15 protein-coding genes are annotated in these 14,638 nt (G+C 67.5%); 5 read left to right on the forward strand and 10 right to left on the reverse strand.

The window, feature by feature from the left end; all coding sequences use genetic code 11:
• Positions 1-22: 22 nt before the first annotated feature.
• From groES to VAR608DRAFT_RS21135, 7 genes are all read right to left on the reverse strand, one after another.
• Positions 23-313 (reverse strand): co-chaperone GroES, encoded by a 291-nt coding sequence (groES, locus tag VAR608DRAFT_RS21110; protein WP_088955835.1) that lies wholly within the window; start codon positions 311-313, stop codon positions 23-25.
• Positions 314-501: 188 nt separating this feature from the next.
• The gene (locus VAR608DRAFT_RS21115; protein ID WP_157731079.1) at positions 502-912 is read right to left on the reverse strand and encodes an FHA domain-containing protein; all 411 of its coding nucleotides are present in this window, start codon (positions 910-912) and stop codon (positions 502-504) included.
• A 96-nt stretch (positions 913-1,008) separates the two neighbouring features.
• On the reverse strand, positions 1,009-1,173 hold the full coding sequence (locus tag VAR608DRAFT_RS37185) for a hypothetical protein (protein WP_157731080.1): 165 nt from the start codon (positions 1,171-1,173) through the stop codon (positions 1,009-1,011).
• A 264-nt stretch (positions 1,174-1,437) separates the two neighbouring features.
• Positions 1,438-1,830 (reverse strand): hypothetical protein, encoded by a 393-nt coding sequence (locus VAR608DRAFT_RS21120; RefSeq protein ID WP_088955837.1) that lies wholly within the window; start codon positions 1,828-1,830, stop codon positions 1,438-1,440.
• Between the two features lie 115 nt (positions 1,831-1,945).
• Positions 1,946-2,578, reverse strand: coding sequence for a response regulator (locus VAR608DRAFT_RS21125; RefSeq protein WP_088955838.1), 633 nt, complete (start codon positions 2,576-2,578; stop codon positions 1,946-1,948).
• Between the two features lie 104 nt (positions 2,579-2,682).
• Positions 2,683-4,338: a phosphoglucomutase (alpha-D-glucose-1,6-bisphosphate-dependent) gene (gene pgm, locus VAR608DRAFT_RS21130; RefSeq protein WP_088955839.1), complete on the reverse strand. Its 1,656-nt coding sequence runs from the start codon at positions 4,336-4,338 to the stop codon at positions 2,683-2,685.
• Between the two features lie 131 nt (positions 4,339-4,469).
• The gene (locus tag VAR608DRAFT_RS21135) at positions 4,470-6,068 is read right to left on the reverse strand and encodes a phospholipase D family protein (protein ID WP_088955840.1); all 1,599 of its coding nucleotides are present in this window, start codon (positions 6,066-6,068) and stop codon (positions 4,470-4,472) included.
• 110 nt (positions 6,069-6,178) lie between these two features.
• On the opposite strand from VAR608DRAFT_RS21135, the gene VAR608DRAFT_RS21140 reads away from it, so the two are divergent.
• Together VAR608DRAFT_RS21140 and VAR608DRAFT_RS21145 are read left to right on the forward strand one after the other, a co-directional pair.
• Positions 6,179-8,290: a TonB-dependent receptor gene (locus VAR608DRAFT_RS21140; RefSeq protein ID WP_088955841.1), complete on the forward strand. Its 2,112-nt coding sequence runs from the start codon at positions 6,179-6,181 to the stop codon at positions 8,288-8,290.
• A 22-nt stretch (positions 8,291-8,312) separates the two neighbouring features.
• On the forward strand, positions 8,313-8,945 hold the full coding sequence (locus VAR608DRAFT_RS21145) for a phosphoribosyltransferase (RefSeq protein ID WP_088955842.1): 633 nt from the start codon (positions 8,313-8,315) through the stop codon (positions 8,943-8,945).
• A 70-nt stretch (positions 8,946-9,015) separates the two neighbouring features.
• Here the strand turns inward: VAR608DRAFT_RS21145 and metK are convergent, their stop codons facing one another.
• On the reverse strand, positions 9,016-10,197 hold the full coding sequence (metK, locus tag VAR608DRAFT_RS21150; protein WP_088955843.1) for a methionine adenosyltransferase: 1,182 nt from the start codon (positions 10,195-10,197) through the stop codon (positions 9,016-9,018).
• Between the two features lie 178 nt (positions 10,198-10,375).
• Between metK and VAR608DRAFT_RS21155 the strand changes: the two genes are divergently transcribed.
• Positions 10,376-11,266, forward strand: a complete 891-nt coding sequence (locus VAR608DRAFT_RS21155) for a lysophospholipid acyltransferase family protein (RefSeq protein ID WP_088955844.1) — start codon at positions 10,376-10,378, stop codon at positions 11,264-11,266.
• On the forward strand, positions 11,263-12,147 hold the full coding sequence (locus VAR608DRAFT_RS21160; protein ID WP_088955845.1) for an LpxL/LpxP family acyltransferase: 885 nt from the start codon (positions 11,263-11,265) through the stop codon (positions 12,145-12,147). Before VAR608DRAFT_RS21155 ends, VAR608DRAFT_RS21160 begins: the two co-directional genes overlap by 4 nt.
• Here VAR608DRAFT_RS21160 and VAR608DRAFT_RS21165 read toward each other — a convergent pair.
• Together VAR608DRAFT_RS21165 and yihA are read right to left on the reverse strand one after the other, a co-directional pair.
• A complete protein-coding gene (locus VAR608DRAFT_RS21165; protein WP_088955846.1) occupies positions 12,141-13,052 on the reverse strand; it encodes an alpha/beta fold hydrolase in 912 nt (303 codons plus the stop codon). The two genes, VAR608DRAFT_RS21160 and VAR608DRAFT_RS21165, sit on opposite strands and share 7 nt — an antisense overlap.
• Before the next feature lie 51 nt (positions 13,053-13,103).
• Positions 13,104-13,841 carry a ribosome biogenesis GTP-binding protein YihA/YsxC gene (gene yihA / locus VAR608DRAFT_RS21170; RefSeq protein WP_088955847.1) on the reverse strand — a complete coding sequence of 246 codons (738 nt, stop codon included), beginning with the start codon at positions 13,839-13,841 and terminating at the stop codon, positions 13,104-13,106.
• Between the two features lie 70 nt (positions 13,842-13,911).
• Between yihA and VAR608DRAFT_RS21175 the strand changes: the two genes are divergently transcribed.
• Complete coding sequence (locus tag VAR608DRAFT_RS21175; protein WP_088955848.1) at positions 13,912-14,580, forward strand: c-type cytochrome; 669 nt, start codon at positions 13,912-13,914, stop codon at positions 14,578-14,580.
• Positions 14,581-14,638: the final 58 nt, after the last annotated feature.

Below are 14,638 nucleotides of genomic sequence, written 5' to 3' on the forward strand. Positions count from 1 at the left end.
GTGTTGGGGGATGAAGGAGGGATTACTTCTCGACGACCGCGAACAGGTCGTCTTCCTTCATGACCAGGAGTTCGTCGCCATCGACCTTGACGGTCTGGCCGCTGTACTTGCCGAACAGCACGCGGTCGCCGACCTTGACGCTCATCGCCGCGATGTCGCCCTTGTCGTTCTTCTTGCCCGGGCCGACGGCCAGGACTTCGCCTTGATCGGGCTTTTCAGCCGCGTTGTCGGGGATCACGATGCCCGAGGCGGTCTTGGTTTCGCTTTCAATGCGCTTGACGATCACGCGATCGGCCAAAGGACGAAGTTTCATTGCATCTCCTGATAAGAAACGGGGGGTTGGGTTCGGTGCCCGGCACCAGGCCTGCACCGCATTGTCGAGAGCGCCGTGGTTGTTAGCACTCAACTTCAACGAGTGCTAATCATAAGGGCGTTTTGTGTCGTTTCAAGGTCGGCGCGAGGCCGTTTCGAGAACGGCTTCGCCGATGCGGCCATTCTGAATCAGGGTTTTCCCGGGCTCGTCGTGGGCAGATCGGTCGCGGTGGGGTCGTCTTCCAGGTCCAGCTGCAGCAGCAGCCGGGGCTCGGTGGAGACCCGCTCGGCTTCGACGTGGCTGAATTCCTGGTCGCCCGAGACGAAGCGCATTTCGTAGCTTCCAAGCCTGATCGTGTCGTCGTGGACCAGCATCTGACTCTGGATGCGGTGGTCGTTGACGTAGGTCCCGTTGCGGCTGCCCAGGTCCCGGATGGTGACGAACGCCGGCTCGACCGTGATGACGGCGTGGACGCGGCTCGCCTGCGGGGAGTCGATGACGATGTCGTTCCTGGGGCCCCGGCCCAGTGTGTTCTCGTCGGGCTTGAGCGTGATCGGCGTGGTTTCGCCGGAGGCCGTCGTCAGCATCAAATGCGGCATGTCGGGGATGTCGAAATATTCCCCCGATGATTTCACAGCCGGGTAGGCCAATGCGCGTGGTGGGTTAAACGAGCACGGCCAGGGGCCGCGAGGATCTCACCGGTGATGCGGTATGCCGCGAATGGCGTCGGTTGACCGGACCAGCTGAAGCCGCAGTGCCGGCGCGAGATCCGAAGCGCTCCAGGGATTGGCATGGTTCACGAGCCAGCCGCAGATCAGCACCATCCCGAGTACGCCCAGCGTGTAGAGGTCAGTTTCCATGGTCCGCATCCCTTGACGATTTCGATGCGGGCAGTCTGCTTGGGGCCGACGGGATTGGAAATCGGCCAATCGACCGGTGTTGTCGACCGAGGGCCTACAGCTTTCGTCATCGCGCACCGGGCCGGGAATGTGGTTGATGCTCGGATCATTGGGTAACCTCCGCGCAGAAGCGCCGCGGTATTCGCCTTGGGGCGGCCCGGCGGCTCACTGGACTACCCTCGCGCAGCAGCGCTTCGGGATTCGCCTTCGGAACGGCCGGGCGGCTCATGCCCTGGCTCCGCCGCCGCCTCTGCGCAGCGCCTTGGCGCGTTCCTTCTGGACTTCCTTCAGGTGCTCGATCTGGGCCGGACAGTCGGACTGTGCGCCGATCAGCACCACCGGGTTGCGCCTGAGCGCGGTCACGCTCTTCTCGACCTGCGCCGGGTCGCGGTGCCGCGTGACCAGGCCGGCGGCGACCGCGGCCCTCGATTGCTTGTAGAAGGACTTCTCGAAGGCGGGGGTTCCGCAGCGGGCGGCAATCACGCGGTAGTCGGCTTCGAGCTGCTCGCTCGATTCGGCGGAGATGCCGGCGGCGCTCGTCGTCTGGGCATGCGCCGGCCAGGGCCCACCGGCGGCTGCCATCGAAAGGCACGCGACGAAAACGAAACGCACATTCATGAGAAACCTCGCATTCGCTGAAAAAGCGTCCTGCGCGGTGAGAGTGTGCTTCGGCCGAGGCAGTTGCGAAAGCCTGGCAGGACAAAAGGCCGCCGGGCAGCGCGCCCACGGGTGCCTAGCTGATCAACTGGTTCTTGAGCGCGTAGTAGGTCAGGTCGCTGTTGGACGTGAGATTCATCTTTTCCATCAGCCGGCTGCGATAGGTGCTCACCGTCTTCACCGACAGCGACAGCGACTCGGCGATGCTGCCGGCCGTTTCGCCGGTCGCGAGCTTGAGGAAGACCTGGAATTCGCGCTCCGACAACTGCTCGTGCGGCGCGACGTCGCTGTTGCGATCGAGCTGCCGCGCGAGCAACTCGGCCACCGCCGGCGTGATGTAGCGACGCCCCAGCGCGATGGTGCGGATCGCATCCACGATCTCCATCGGATCGCACTCCTTGTTGAGGTAGCCGCTGGCGCCCTGCCGGATGAGGTTCATCGCGTAGTGCTCCTCCGGATAGCCGCTCAGGATCAGGATGCCGGTATCCGGCGCCTTGGCGCGGATCATCGCGATCGCGTCGATGCCGCTCTGGCCCGGCATTGAGAGGTCCATCACGAGCACGTCGATTTCGTTGGACCGCACGAGATCGATCGCTTCGCGCCCCGTCGCGGCTTCCCCGACGACGCGGAGATCGACATGTTGCGAGAAGAAGTCGCGCAGACCCGTGCGCACGATGGCATGGTCATCCACGATTCCGATCTTGATCATTGCTTTCCTCCAGTGTGACGTACCGAGGATGCGCCTGATCAGTCGCCGGGTGGGTCTGCCGGCGTCCCGATCGCGCGTAGGAAAGTAACGACTCGTTCCGAAGGTCAGGAAGCGGGCGCGATCGCCGCATCGACGATCGCCTGCGCCTCGCCGAGGATGCGCTGCAAGTGCTCGGCGCTGCGGAAGCTCTCGCCGTAGATCTTGTAGATGTTCTCGGTTCCGGACGGGCGCGCAGCGAACCAGCCGCCTTCGGAGATCACCTTGACCCCGCCGATCGCGCCGCCGTTGCCCGGCGCGTGGCTGAGCACGCTGGTGATCCGATCCCCGGCGAGTTCGCTCGCCTGCAGGCGGTCGGGCGTGAGCGCGGCCAGCTGCTTCTTCTGCGGCACGGTGGCCGGTGCGTCGATCCGGTCGGCGTACGGGCGGCCGAATTCAGCCGCGAGATCGGCGTAGTGCGCACCGGGATCCCGTCCCGTGCGGGCCGTGATCTCGGCCGCGAGCAGCGCCGCCGTGATGCCGTCCTTGTCGGTGGTCCAGGCCGAACCGTCGCGGCGCAGGAACGTGGCCCCCGCGCTCTCCTCGCCGACGAAGCCGAGCGAGGCATCCAGGAGGCCCTCCACGAACCACTTGAAGCCCACCGGCACCTCGTACAGCCGGCGGCCGAGCCGGGCAGTGACCCGGTCGATGAGCGCGGTCGATACGGCGGTCTTGCCGACCGCGGCGGTCGCCGGCCACTGCGGGCGATGCTGGAACAAGTAGTCGATGGCCACGCAGAGATAGTGGTTCGGCTGCATCAATCCGGCGCTGCGGGTCACGATGCCGTGGCGATCGTGGTCCGTGTCGCAGGCACAGCCGACGTCGAAGCGGTCCTTGATGTCGAGCAGGCGCTGCATCGCGTAGGCCGACGAGGGATCCATGCGGATCTGGCCGTCCCAGTCGAGCGTCATGAAGCCGAAACGCGGGTCGACCGCATCGTTGACCACGCTCAGGTCGATCTTGTAGCGGTCGGCGATGGCGCTCCAGTAGTGCACGCCGGCGCCCCCCATCGGGTCGACGCCGATGCGGACCTTGGCGCCCTGGATCGCGGCCATGTCGATCACGTGTTCGAGGTCGCCGACGTAGGCGTCGAGGTAGCTGTGCCGGTGGGTCGTGGCCGCGCGCAATGCGTCGGCATGCGGCATGCGCTTCACGCCGCCCTGCCGCCCTTCGAGATAGCGGTTGGCGGCGGACTCGATCCAGCCCGTGATGTCCTGCGCGGCCGGTCCGCCGTTGGGCGGGTTGTACTTGAAGCCGCCGTCGCGCGGAGGATTGTGCGAAGGCGTGACCACGATGCCATCCGCGAGCCCGGAGGGCCGGCTGCGGTTGTGCGTGAGGATCGCGTGCGAGAGCGCGGGCGTCGGCGTGAACTCGCCGTTCGCCGCCAGCATCACGTCGACGCCATTCGCCGCCAGCACCTCGAGCGCGCTCTCGGCGGCCGGGCCGGACAGGGCGTGCGTGTCGATGCCGAGGAACAGCGGCCCGTCGATCGCATGCGCCTTGCGCCAGTCGCAGATCGCCTGCGTCATGGCGAGCACATGCCATGCGTTGAACGACAGCTCGAAGGACGTGCCGCGATGGCCCGAGGTGCCGAACGCCACGCGCTGCGCCGGGACGGCCGGGTCCGGAATGCCGTCGTGGTAGGCCGCGATGAGCCGGTCGACGTCGATGAGGGTTTCGGGCGGTGCCGGCTTGCCGGCGAGGGGGTTGATTCGCGAGGCCATGCTGTGCGCCCTGTGTCCGAGGTCGAAGTGGGGACGGCCATCATCTTCCCGGCCGAGCCAAAAGTCGAGCGCGGCTAGAGGGCCTGTTCACCCTATTTCCGAGACCCCGGAAATAGGGTGAACAGGCCCTTCTAGAGCAGGTCGGTGGGCACGAACCACGAGAACAGCAGCAGCTTCAGCTTGACCAGCGCGTTGGCGTCCGGTTCCTCGTCGAGCACGATGTTCTCGCCATCGGTCGTCACCCACTGGATCGAATCCGTGCCCGGTCGCAGCCGGACTTCGTAGACGCTTTCGACGTTGTCGATCTGGAAGGCTTCGAGCAGGCGATGCGCGACGTCGTAGCTGTCCAGGCGCACGCCGAGTTCGGTATTGAGGTAGGCCGAGCGCGGATCGAAATTCAGCGAGCCGACGAGCGCCCATTCGCGGTCGACCAGCGCGAGCTTGGCATGGAGCGCGCCGCGCGACTCCCGGAAGATCTTGCGCAGGTTCAGGCTGCGCTTCATCTGCTCCGAGCTCACCTCGTAGAGCGACACGCCGAGCTTGAGCATCTCGACGCGGAAGCGGTTGTAGTTGATGTTCACCAGCGGCTCGTCGGTGTCGGCCAGCGAGTTCGTCGCCACCGTGATGCGGATGCCGCGTGCGCGAAGCCGCGCGATGTCGTTCATGCCCGCTTCGCCCGGGATGAAGTAGGGCGAGATGATGTTGATCTCGGACCGGGCGTGCTCGAACTGGGCGCGCATGCGCTCGGCCACGGTCGGCGGGCGGTGCTGGCGGGGATCGTCGCCCTCGGCGGCGACCAGCGCCTTGTTGGGCGAATCCGCGATCGCGCTGGCCCGCGTCGGACTCAGGTCCAGCCTGCCTTGCGCGATGGCAGCGCTCACGGGCGGCTCGCCGAACATGTCGGTTTCCGGCGTTGCGGGCGGCAGCGGCGCCTCTCCCATGGAAGTGATCGCGTCGAACCTGCTGCGCAGTTCGTCGGGCGGCCTGGTGCTCTGCACGATGTCGTGCAGGGGGAACACGACCTCGCTGTTCCAGTAGTTGTCGAAGATCGTCTGGAGGTCGGCCACGACCGGCCCCGCCAGCATCACGTCGAGGTCGATGAAATTGGCGCCGCTCGCGCGCAGGAAATACTCGTCCGCGAGGTTCCGGCCCCCGACCACCGCCAGCGCGCCGTCGGCGATGAACAGCTTGTTGTGCATCCGGTGGTTGAGGCGGCGGAAGTCGGCTGCGAAGTTCATCCAGCGCGTCGCGGAATGATCCCTGCCGGTCACGAACGGGTTGAACAGGCGGATCTCGACGTTCGGATGGGCCGCCAGGCCCAGCAGCATCGGATCGAGCCTGGTGGTGTAGAAGTCGTCGAGCAAGAGCCGCACCCGCACGCCGCGCGCGGCGGCGTCGCGGAGTTCGCGCGCGACCAGCTTGCCGGTCTTGTCGTTGCCGAGCAGGTAGTACTGCAGATCGAGCGACGACCGGGCCCGGCGGATGAGCGCAAGCCGGGCATCGAGCGCGAAGGCGGCCTGCGGCAGGACCCGGGCGCCGGACAGGCCGTCGGGGTCGTGGCGGAAACCCGCGGTGAGCCGGCCCAGCTCGGTCGCCTGCGACGGCGGAAGTCCCGGCGCGTACGGCGTGACCGTGCGCGGCGGAACGCTCGCGCAAGCCGCGAGCAGGCAGGCCAGCGCGAACACGAAGCAGCGAAGAAGCGGAAATGGCCGAACGAGAGATGGGGACATGGCTGGCCGAAAGGATTGGCGCGGGATGGTAGCCGCCGGCAGCTCCACTCGCGCTTCCCTAGGGTCAGTCCCCCCACCGCGACGCGGCGCATCCCCGCAGAATCGCGGCGATGAAAAAGACCGTCGCCCTTTCGGCCTGCGTCCTGTTCGCGGCGTCGCCCGCGCTTCATGCACAGGTGGCCGCGCCGACGCTCGGCGAAGTCACGGTCTCCACGCCGCGCGGCCCGGCCCCGGCTTTCGATGTCCCCGGCTCGGTCGATCGGGTGGATGGCGATGACATCCGCGACAGCCGCCTCGGCGTCAACCTCTCCGAAGGCCTCGGGCCGGTGCCGGGCCTCCTGATCCAGAACCGGCAGAACTACGCGCAGGACCTGCAGCTGTCGATTCGCGGCTTCGGCGCGCGTTCGACATTCGGCGTCCGCGGCGTGCGGCTCTATGTCGACGGCATCCCAGCGACCATGCCGGACGGCCAGGGGCAGACCTCCAACATCGACATCGGCTCGCTCGATCGCGTCGAGGTGCTGCGCGGGCCTTTCTCGGCGCTGTACGGCAACTCGTCGGGCGGGGTGGTGCAGTCGTTCACCGAGACCGGCGAGGGGCCGCCGCGGCTCGGCTTCTCGATGGCCGGCGGCAGCTTCGGCACCAGCCGCATCAGCTCGCAGGTGAGCGGCTCGTCCGGCGCGGTGGACTACCTGCTGAGCGGAAGCCATTTCTCCACCGACGGCTGGCGCGATCACAGCGAAGCGCAGCGCAACATCGTCAACGGCAAGATGGGCTTCTCGCTCGACGATGGAAGCCGGCTCACGCTGATCGTCAACAGCGTGAACATCAACGCGCAGGACCCGCTCGGCCTGACGGCCGAGCAATACGCCTTGAACCCGCGCAGCGCCGCTGTCGCGGAGCAGTTCAACACCCGCAAGACCGTGGACCAGACGCAGGGCGGCCTCTTGTACGAGCGCCGCATCGACTCGGCCAACGGGCTGCGGCTGATGCTCTACACCGGCGAGCGCAAGACCACGCAGTTCCAGGCCATCCCGCCGTCGGCGCAGCTGAGCCCGACGAGCGCCGGCGGCGTGATCGGCCTGGACCGCGACTATGGCGGCGCCGATGTGCGATGGACCTCGCAGCTGACCTTGGCCGGCCGTCCCTTCGAGATCGTCGCCGGCCTCGGCTACGACGACCTGCGCGAGCACCGCACCGGCTACGAGAACTACATCGGCAGCGCCCTGAACCCGATCCTCGGCGTGCAGGGCCGGCTGCGGCGCAACGAGATCAACAAGGTCTACAACGTCGATCCCTACGCGCAGGCCAACTGGCGGTTCGCCGACCAGTGGACGCTCGAACTCGGTGTGCGCCACAGCAAGGTCGATTTCGATTCCGAGGACCACTACATCGTCGGCGCGAACCGCGACGACAGCGGCAGCGTGCGCTACGAGAAGACGCTCCCGGTGGCTTCCCTGCGCTACGAGGCCACGCGCGATCTGGCGTTCTACACCTCGGTGGGGCGCGGCTTCGAGACGCCGACGCTCAACGAGCTGTCCTATCGGCCCGATGGCAGGAGCGGCCTCAACTTCGCGCTGCAGCCCGCGACCAATGACAGCGTCGAGGTGGGCGCCAAGGCGCGGCTCGCCGGCGGGCTGCTGACCGCCGCGGTGTTCGAAACCCGCACCGACGACGAGATCGTGACCGCCACCAACGTCGGCGGCCGCGCGACCTTCCAGAATGCCGGCCGCACCAAGCGCGACGGCCTCGAACTCGCCTGGCAGCACGAGACCGAGAACCACTGGCGCACGCAGCTCGCCTACACCTGGCTCGACGCGCGCTACAGCGACCCGTTCTGCGGCACCGTACCCTGCACGGCGGCGAGCTTCGTGCCGGCCGGCAACCGCATCCCCGGCATCCCGTCGCAGCTGCTCTTCGCTTCCTACGGCTGGGTGCCGCCGGAGGGGTGGCGCGGCGGCACCGAGCTGCGCGCCGCCTCCAGCATCGAAGCCAATGATCGCAACACGGTCAGCGCGCCGGGCTATGGTGTGGTGGCGCTGTTCGCCGGCTACGTGAAGCGCTGGGACCGCTTCGAATTCAATGCCTTTGCGCGCGTCGACAACCTGTTCGACAAGCACTACATCGGCTCGGTCATCGTCAACGAGGGCAATGGCCGCCACATCGAGCCGGCGCCAGGGCGCAACTGGACGGTCGGGATGAGCGGGGCCTATCGCTTCTGAAATCCGGCCGAAAGGAGCTCGGATGCAATTCAAGGATCGGCGTGATGCCGGCCGCCGGCTCGCCAAGGCGCTCGAGGCCTGGCGCGGGCGGTCCGATGTGCTGGTGCTGGCCCTGCCGCGCGGCGGCGTGCCGGTGGCTTGGGAAGTGGCGCAGGCGCTCGCTGCGCCGCTCGACGTGCTCGTGGTGCGCAAGCTGGGCTTCCCGGGCCAGGAGGAATTCGCGATGGGTGCGATCGCGTCGGGTGGCATCCGCGTGATGAGCGAACCCGAGGGCGCCTGGCCCGTATCGGAGCGACAGCTCGAAGCGATCGTCGCCCGCGAGCAGGCCGAGCTCACGCGGCGCGAACGGCGCTATCGCGCAGGCCGGCCCGCGCCCGAGATGACCGACCGGGTGCTGATCCTGGTCGACGACGGCCTGGCCACGGGCGCGACGATGAGCGCCGCGGTGCAGGCGGCGCGAACGGCCAACCCGAAGCGGATCGTGGTCGCGGTGCCCGTGGCCTCGGTCGAGGCCGTCCAGATCGTGGGTGCGCTGGCCGACGAGGTGGTCTGCCCCTACACGCCCGCGCACTTCCGGGCGGTCGGCCTCTGGTATCAGGACTTCGGGCAGACGAGCGACGAAGAGGTGGAAGCGCTGCTGTCCGGCGGCCCCTGAGCCGCAATGAAAAAAGCCTGCGGATGCGGGAGCATCCACAGGCTTCGATGGCGGCGCCGCGCCGACGGCGTCAGCGGCCGGCGGCGGCGCGCAGGAGGGCGGCCTTGTCGGTGCGCTCCCAGGTGAACTCGGGCTCCTCGCGGCCGAAGTGGCCGTACGCCGCGGTCTTGCTGTAGATCGGGCGCAGCAGGTCGAGCATCTGGATGATGCCCTTCGGACGCAGGTCGAAGTGCTCCTGCACCAGTTCGGCGATCTTCTCGTCGGGAATGACGCCCGTGCCTTCGGTGTAGACGGTCACGTTCATCGGGCGGGCCACGCCGATCGCGTAGGCGACCTGGATCTGGCACTGGCGCGCAAGGCCTGCGGCGACGATGTTCTTGGCCACGTAGCGCGCGGCGTAGGCGGCCGAGCGGTCCACCTTGCTCGGGTCCTTGCCCGAGAACGCGCCGCCGCCGTGCGGGCAGGCGCCGCCGTAGGTGTCGACGATGATCTTGCGGCCGGTGAGACCGCAATCGCCCTGCGGGCCGCCGATGACGAAGCGGCCGGTCGGGTTGATCAGGTACTTGGTCTCCTTCAGCCACTCCTTGGGGAGCACGGGCTTGATGATTTCCTCGACGACCGCCTCGATGAACGAGGACTTCATCTTGGTCGGCGTCTCGCTCTGGTCGGGGTGGTGCTGCGTCGAGAGCACGACGGTGTCGATGCTGTGCGGCTTGCCGTTGACATAGCGCATCGTGACCTGGCTCTTGGCATCGGGGCGCAGGAAGGGCAGGCGGCCGTCCTTGCGCAGCTGGGCCTGGCGCTCGACGAGGCGGTGCGCGTAGTAGATCGGCGCGGGCATCAGCTCGGGCGTTTCGTCGCAGGCGTAGCCGAACATCAGGCCCTGGTCGCCGGCGCCGGTGTTCAGGTGGTCGTCGCTCGCGTGGTCCACGCCCTGGGCGATGTCGTTGGACTGCTTGTCGTAGCAGACCATCACGGCGCAACCCTTGTAGTCGATACCGTAGTCGGTGTTGTCGTAGCCGATGCGCTTGATGGTGTCGCGCGCGACCTGGATGTAGTCGACATGCGCGTTGGTGGTGATCTCGCCGGCGAGGACCACGAGGCCGGTGTTGGTCAGCGTCTCCGCGGCGACGCGCGAGCGGGGGTCCTGGGCGAAGATCGCGTCCAGGATCGCGTCCGAGATCTGGTCCGCGACCTTGTCGGGGTGGCCTTCGGAAACCGATTCGGAGGTGAAGAGAAAGTCGTTCGCCATTCGATGAAACTCCATGCAAGTTGGTTGGCGCGTTGCCAGCCTCGTGGAGCTTTGGCGAACGCTTTAGCAGTTGGGTTTAACGTCGCCCTGCAAGTAGTTCCATAACTCGGCGACAATCCGCATTCTATTCGAGCCGCGCCCTTGTTGCGCGCGCGCCATCTTTTCACCCCCTGTCTCGATGATCACTTTGTTCCGATTGCTCGCGCGCGTGCCGCTGCCCTGGATGCATGCGATCGGCGGCTGCATCGGGTGGCTGGTCTGGTGGTTGGCGCCGGACTACCGGCGGCGGTTCAAGGAAAACGCGAAGGCCGCGGGCTTCACGCCGCAGCAGTACCGCCCGGCAATCGCCGCGGCGGGCCGGATGGTGGGGGAGCTTCCACTGGTCTGGTCGCGGCCAGAGGGGCAGAGCCTGCTGCCGCACATCGTGCGCTGGGACGGCATCGAGGAATTCGAGGCCGCGCTCGCGGCACGAAAGGGCGTGATCCTCGTGTCGCCGCACCTCGGCAGCTGGGAAACCTTCGGACAGGCGGTCGGCGAGCGCTTCTTCGAGACCTACGGACCGATCACCGCGCTCTTCCGGCCGGCGCGCAAGCGATTCATGGCGGACCTGATCGCCGGTTCGCGCGACCGCCCCGGACTGCAGACCCTGCCCACCACCGTGGCCGGCGTGCGGGGCCTGATCCGCACCCTGCGCAGCGGCGGCTACACCGGCATCCTGCCCGACCAGGTGCCGCCGCTCGGACAGGGCGTCTGGGCGCCGTTCTTCGGCCGCCCCGCCTACACGATGACGCTGCTGCCGCGCCTCGCGCAGCAGACCGGCGCACGCGTCTTCCTGGGCGTGTGCGAGCGGCTGCCGCGCGGCGCGGGCTATGCGATTCGCTTCGAGCCCTTCGACGGCACAGCGATGAGCGACCCCAAAGCCACGCCCGAGGCCGCCGCGACCGCGATGAACGAGGGCATCGAGCGCCTGATCCGCAGCCTCCCCGGCCAGTATGTCTGGGACTACGCGCGCTACAAAGAGCCGCGCGAAGAGGTCGTGACGGCCGACAGCCCGAAGGGTGTCGCATGAGCCTCACGTCGCGACTCGGCATCGGCTTCATGCGCGCCCTGGCCCGCGTGCCGCTGCCCCTGGTGCGCGGTTTCGGCGCCGCGCTGGGGCCGGTCCTGTACCTGCTCGCCAAGCCTCGCCGGCGTGTCGTCGATGCCAATCTGGCGTTGTGCTTTCCCGAGAAATCGGCCGCCGAGCGCAGTCGCATCGCGCGCGAGACCTTCGTCTACGTCGCCCAGTCGTGGCTCGACCGAAGCTGGCTCTGGCACGCCCCCGAAGAGGTGGTGGCCAGCCGCCTGAAGGTCGTGGGATGCGCGAGCGAGATCGACGCGCTCATCAACGGTGACGAGCCGACCATCCTGTTCGCGCCCCACTTCTACGGGCTGGATGCAGCGGCCACGGGGCTCACGATGCGAACCGCGCGCCCCTCCACCACCATCTACACGACCCAGCGCGATCCGATGATCGACGAATGGGTCGGCGAAGGCCGCAGGCGCTTCGGCAACGTGACGACCCTGAATCGCGTCGACGGCATCAAGCCGATCGTCGCGGGGCTACGCAAGGGCGGTTTGCTGTACCTGCTCCCCGACATGGACTTCGGTCGCGACCAGACCGTGTTCGTGCCGTTCTATGGCGTGCAGGCGGCGACCATGCCGTCGCTGTCGCGTTTCGCCCGGCTGGGTCGCGCGAGAGTGGTGCCGGTGATCTCGAGGCTCGTCGAGGGCGGCTACGAGATCGAGCTGCTGCCGGCATGGAAGGACTTCCCGACCGATGACGTGATGGCCGACACCGCCCTCATGAACAAGCGGCTCGAGCAGTACATCGACACCATGCCCTCGCAGTACTACTGGGTGCACCGGCGCTTCAAGACGCGCCCCGAGGGCGAGCCCTCCATTTACTGAGTCCGGGCCAGGAAGGCCTTGATCTCGCCGGCGACGAGGTCCGGTTGCTCATGCACGATCCAGTGCGTCGCACCCGGAACCTTCCGGATGTCGATGTTGGGGACGTACGCTTCGAGCCCTTGCAAAAGGCCCGGCAGCAGCGCCACGTCGTCGAGCGCCCACAGCACCAGCGTGGGCACGGTGATTGTGAGGCGTTCCATCGGGAGCATCGGAATCTGGGCGGTCTGGCCGGGCATCGCCGGTTTCAGCGGCGTGATGCGGTAGAGATTGCATCCGCCAGTGAGCCCGGCTCGCCAGATTTCCCGGTATTGATCCTTCACTGGCTCGGTCAGCCAGCCGTAGCCCTCGGGCCCGGCCTTCATCCGCTCGAAGAAGGTCCACATGCGCCGGAAGTCATCCTCGGCCAGCAGGGCCTCGGCGTCGGGCCGCGCGAGGAAGTTCATGTAGGCGCTCGCGGCCTGTTGCGCCGGACTGTTCAGCAGTTCGCGCGCGAAGGTGCCGGGGTGCGGGGAATTGATGATGACCAGCCGGCCGAGCCGGTCGGCGTGCTGGTTCGCGTAGCCCCATCCGAAGGCGCCGCCCCAGTCGTGCGCCACGAGCACCTCGATCCGGCCTTGCGCGTTCTCACTCGCGGCGAGTTCGGCGACGTCCTGCACCAGCAGATGCGGGCGGTAGGCCGCTGCTTCGGCGGGCGAACTCGACTTCTCGAATCCGCGCAGGTTCGGCGCGACGCACCGGAAGCCGCCGTTCTCGGGCCGCGCGAAATGCTCGAGCAGTTCGTCCCAGATGAACGCGGCTTCGGGGAAGCCGTGCAGGAACATCATCAGCGGACGTCCCGCGGCGCCCGTCGCGCGGCAGCTGAGGGTGGTGCCGTTGGGCAATGCGCGGGTGAAAGTCTCGATCACGGGTCGTCTCCTTGGTTGCTCTTGCGGATGAGGCGCCCGGTGACCGCGGATTCAGTCTCCTGGGGCTGCCGGCTCCGTCTCGCCTGTCTGGCCGGGTTCTTCCGGGTGGGTCCAGCGCCACAGCAGTTCGGCCGCCTCGTCGACGCCCTGCAGCTTCAGCGCGGAGAACAGTTTGACCTCTCCGCCGCCGGCCTGCAGTCGCACGATGGACAGCACCTTGGCGCCTTCCGAGCGGGTCAGCTTGTCGGCCTTGGTGAGCAGCACGAGGAACTTGAGGCCCTGCTCGACGCGCGGGCGGATCACCTCGAGCAGGATCTCGTCGAGTTCGGTCAGGCCATGCCGCGGATCGCACATCAGCACCACGCCGCGCAGGGTCTCGCGCGTCATCAGGTAGTTGCCCATCACGCGCTGCCAGCGCAGCTTGGCCTCGCGCGGAACCGCCGCATAGCCGTAGCCCGGGAGGTCGGCGAGCACCGCATCGTCGACCTTCTGCTTGCCGACGCCGAACAGGTTGATGTGTTGCGTGCGTCCCGGCGTCTTCGACGCGAAGGCCAGGCGGGTCTGCTGCGTGAGCGTGTTGATCGCGGTGGACTTGCCCGCGTTGGAGCGGCCGACGAAGGCGATTTCCGGCAGCTCGAGCTGCGGCAGGTGCTCGAGCTGCGGCGCGCTCGTGAGGAAATGGGCGGTGTGCAGCCAGCCGCGCGCGGTGCGGAAGCGCTCGGCCAGCGCCGGGTCGACGGCGGATCGGGTGCGGAAGGGGGCGGCCGGCTTGCGCGGCGGGGTGGTCATTGATGGGCTTTCCTAGCGGGGCGCCATTGTAGAATCGCCGGGTTTTGCGCCATAAATTCGAGCCCCCGATATGAAGTTGTTTGCCAATTTTCTGCTTGCGGCCCTTCTGAGCGCCGTCGTCAACGTCGGCTTTGCGGCCGACGAGCAAACCGAAAAGCCGGCCGCTGCGGCGCCCGCCAAGAAGCCCGACCCGGCCAAAGGCGAAGCACTCTTCACCACGGCGCCTCCGAATGGCGCGGCCTGCGCTTCCTGCCACAACGCAGACGGCAACTCCGCGATCGCGACCAACCCCAAGCTCGCGCAGCAGCATCCCGAATACATCTTCAAGCAGCTCCAGGACTTCCAGTCCGGCAAGCGCAAGAGCGCCATCATGAAGCCGATGGTGGCCTCGCTGTCCGAGGAAGACATGCGCAACATCGCCTGGTTCGTGGGCTCGAAGAAGGTCAAGACCGGTTTCGCCAAGGAAAAGGACCTCGTCACGCTCGGCGAGAAGATCTTCCGCGGCGGCCTGGCCGATCGCCAGATCCCCGCATGTGCCGGCTGCCACAGCCCGGACGGCGCAGGCATTCCGTCGCAGTACCCGCGTCTGGGCGGCCAGCATGCCGACTACACGGTGCAGCAGCTAACCCTGTTCCGCGACGGCGCCCGCCAGAATTCGCCCCAGATGACCGGCGTGACCGCCAAGCTCAGCGACCGCGAGATCAAGGCCGTGGCCGACTACATCGCCGGGCTGCGATGAATCCCCGCGGCTCGCCCGTGAACTAACCGCCGATAACAAACCCCAAACAGGCGGGCCG

Source organism: Variovorax sp. HW608 (assembly GCF_900090195.1).
Lineage (GTDB): Bacteria > Pseudomonadota > Gammaproteobacteria > Burkholderiales > Burkholderiaceae_C > Variovorax.

Bases quoted from the DNA above. Each gene is read 5' to 3' on its own strand.
- groES (WP_088955835.1), bottom strand. From the start codon at position 313: ATGAAACTTCGTCCTTTGGCCGATCGCGTGATCGTCAAGCGCATTGAA.
- VAR608DRAFT_RS21115 (WP_157731079.1), bottom strand. From the start codon at position 912: ATGCCGCATTTGATGCTGACGACGGCCTCCGGCGAAACCACGCCGATC.
- VAR608DRAFT_RS37185 (WP_157731080.1), bottom strand. From the start codon at position 1,173: ATGGAAACTGACCTCTACACGCTGGGCGTACTCGGGATGGTGCTGATC.
- VAR608DRAFT_RS21120 (WP_088955837.1), bottom strand. From the start codon at position 1,830: ATGAATGTGCGTTTCGTTTTCGTCGCGTGCCTTTCGATGGCAGCCGCC.
- VAR608DRAFT_RS21125 (WP_088955838.1), bottom strand. From the start codon at position 2,578: ATGATCAAGATCGGAATCGTGGATGACCATGCCATCGTGCGCACGGGT.
- pgm (WP_088955839.1), bottom strand. From the start codon at position 4,338: ATGGCCTCGCGAATCAACCCCCTCGCCGGCAAGCCGGCACCGCCCGAA.
- VAR608DRAFT_RS21135 (WP_088955840.1), bottom strand. From the start codon at position 6,068: ATGTCCCCATCTCTCGTTCGGCCATTTCCGCTTCTTCGCTGCTTCGTG.
- VAR608DRAFT_RS21140 (WP_088955841.1), top strand. From the start codon at position 6,179: ATGAAAAAGACCGTCGCCCTTTCGGCCTGCGTCCTGTTCGCGGCGTCG.
- VAR608DRAFT_RS21145 (WP_088955842.1), top strand. From the start codon at position 8,313: ATGCAATTCAAGGATCGGCGTGATGCCGGCCGCCGGCTCGCCAAGGCG.
- metK (WP_088955843.1), bottom strand. From the start codon at position 10,197: ATGGCGAACGACTTTCTCTTCACCTCCGAATCGGTTTCCGAAGGCCAC.
- VAR608DRAFT_RS21155 (WP_088955844.1), top strand. From the start codon at position 10,376: ATGATCACTTTGTTCCGATTGCTCGCGCGCGTGCCGCTGCCCTGGATG.
- VAR608DRAFT_RS21160 (WP_088955845.1), top strand. From the start codon at position 11,263: ATGAGCCTCACGTCGCGACTCGGCATCGGCTTCATGCGCGCCCTGGCC.
- yihA (WP_088955847.1), bottom strand. From the start codon at position 13,841: ATGACCACCCCGCCGCGCAAGCCGGCCGCCCCCTTCCGCACCCGATCC.
- VAR608DRAFT_RS21175 (WP_088955848.1), top strand. From the start codon at position 13,912: ATGAAGTTGTTTGCCAATTTTCTGCTTGCGGCCCTTCTGAGCGCCGTC.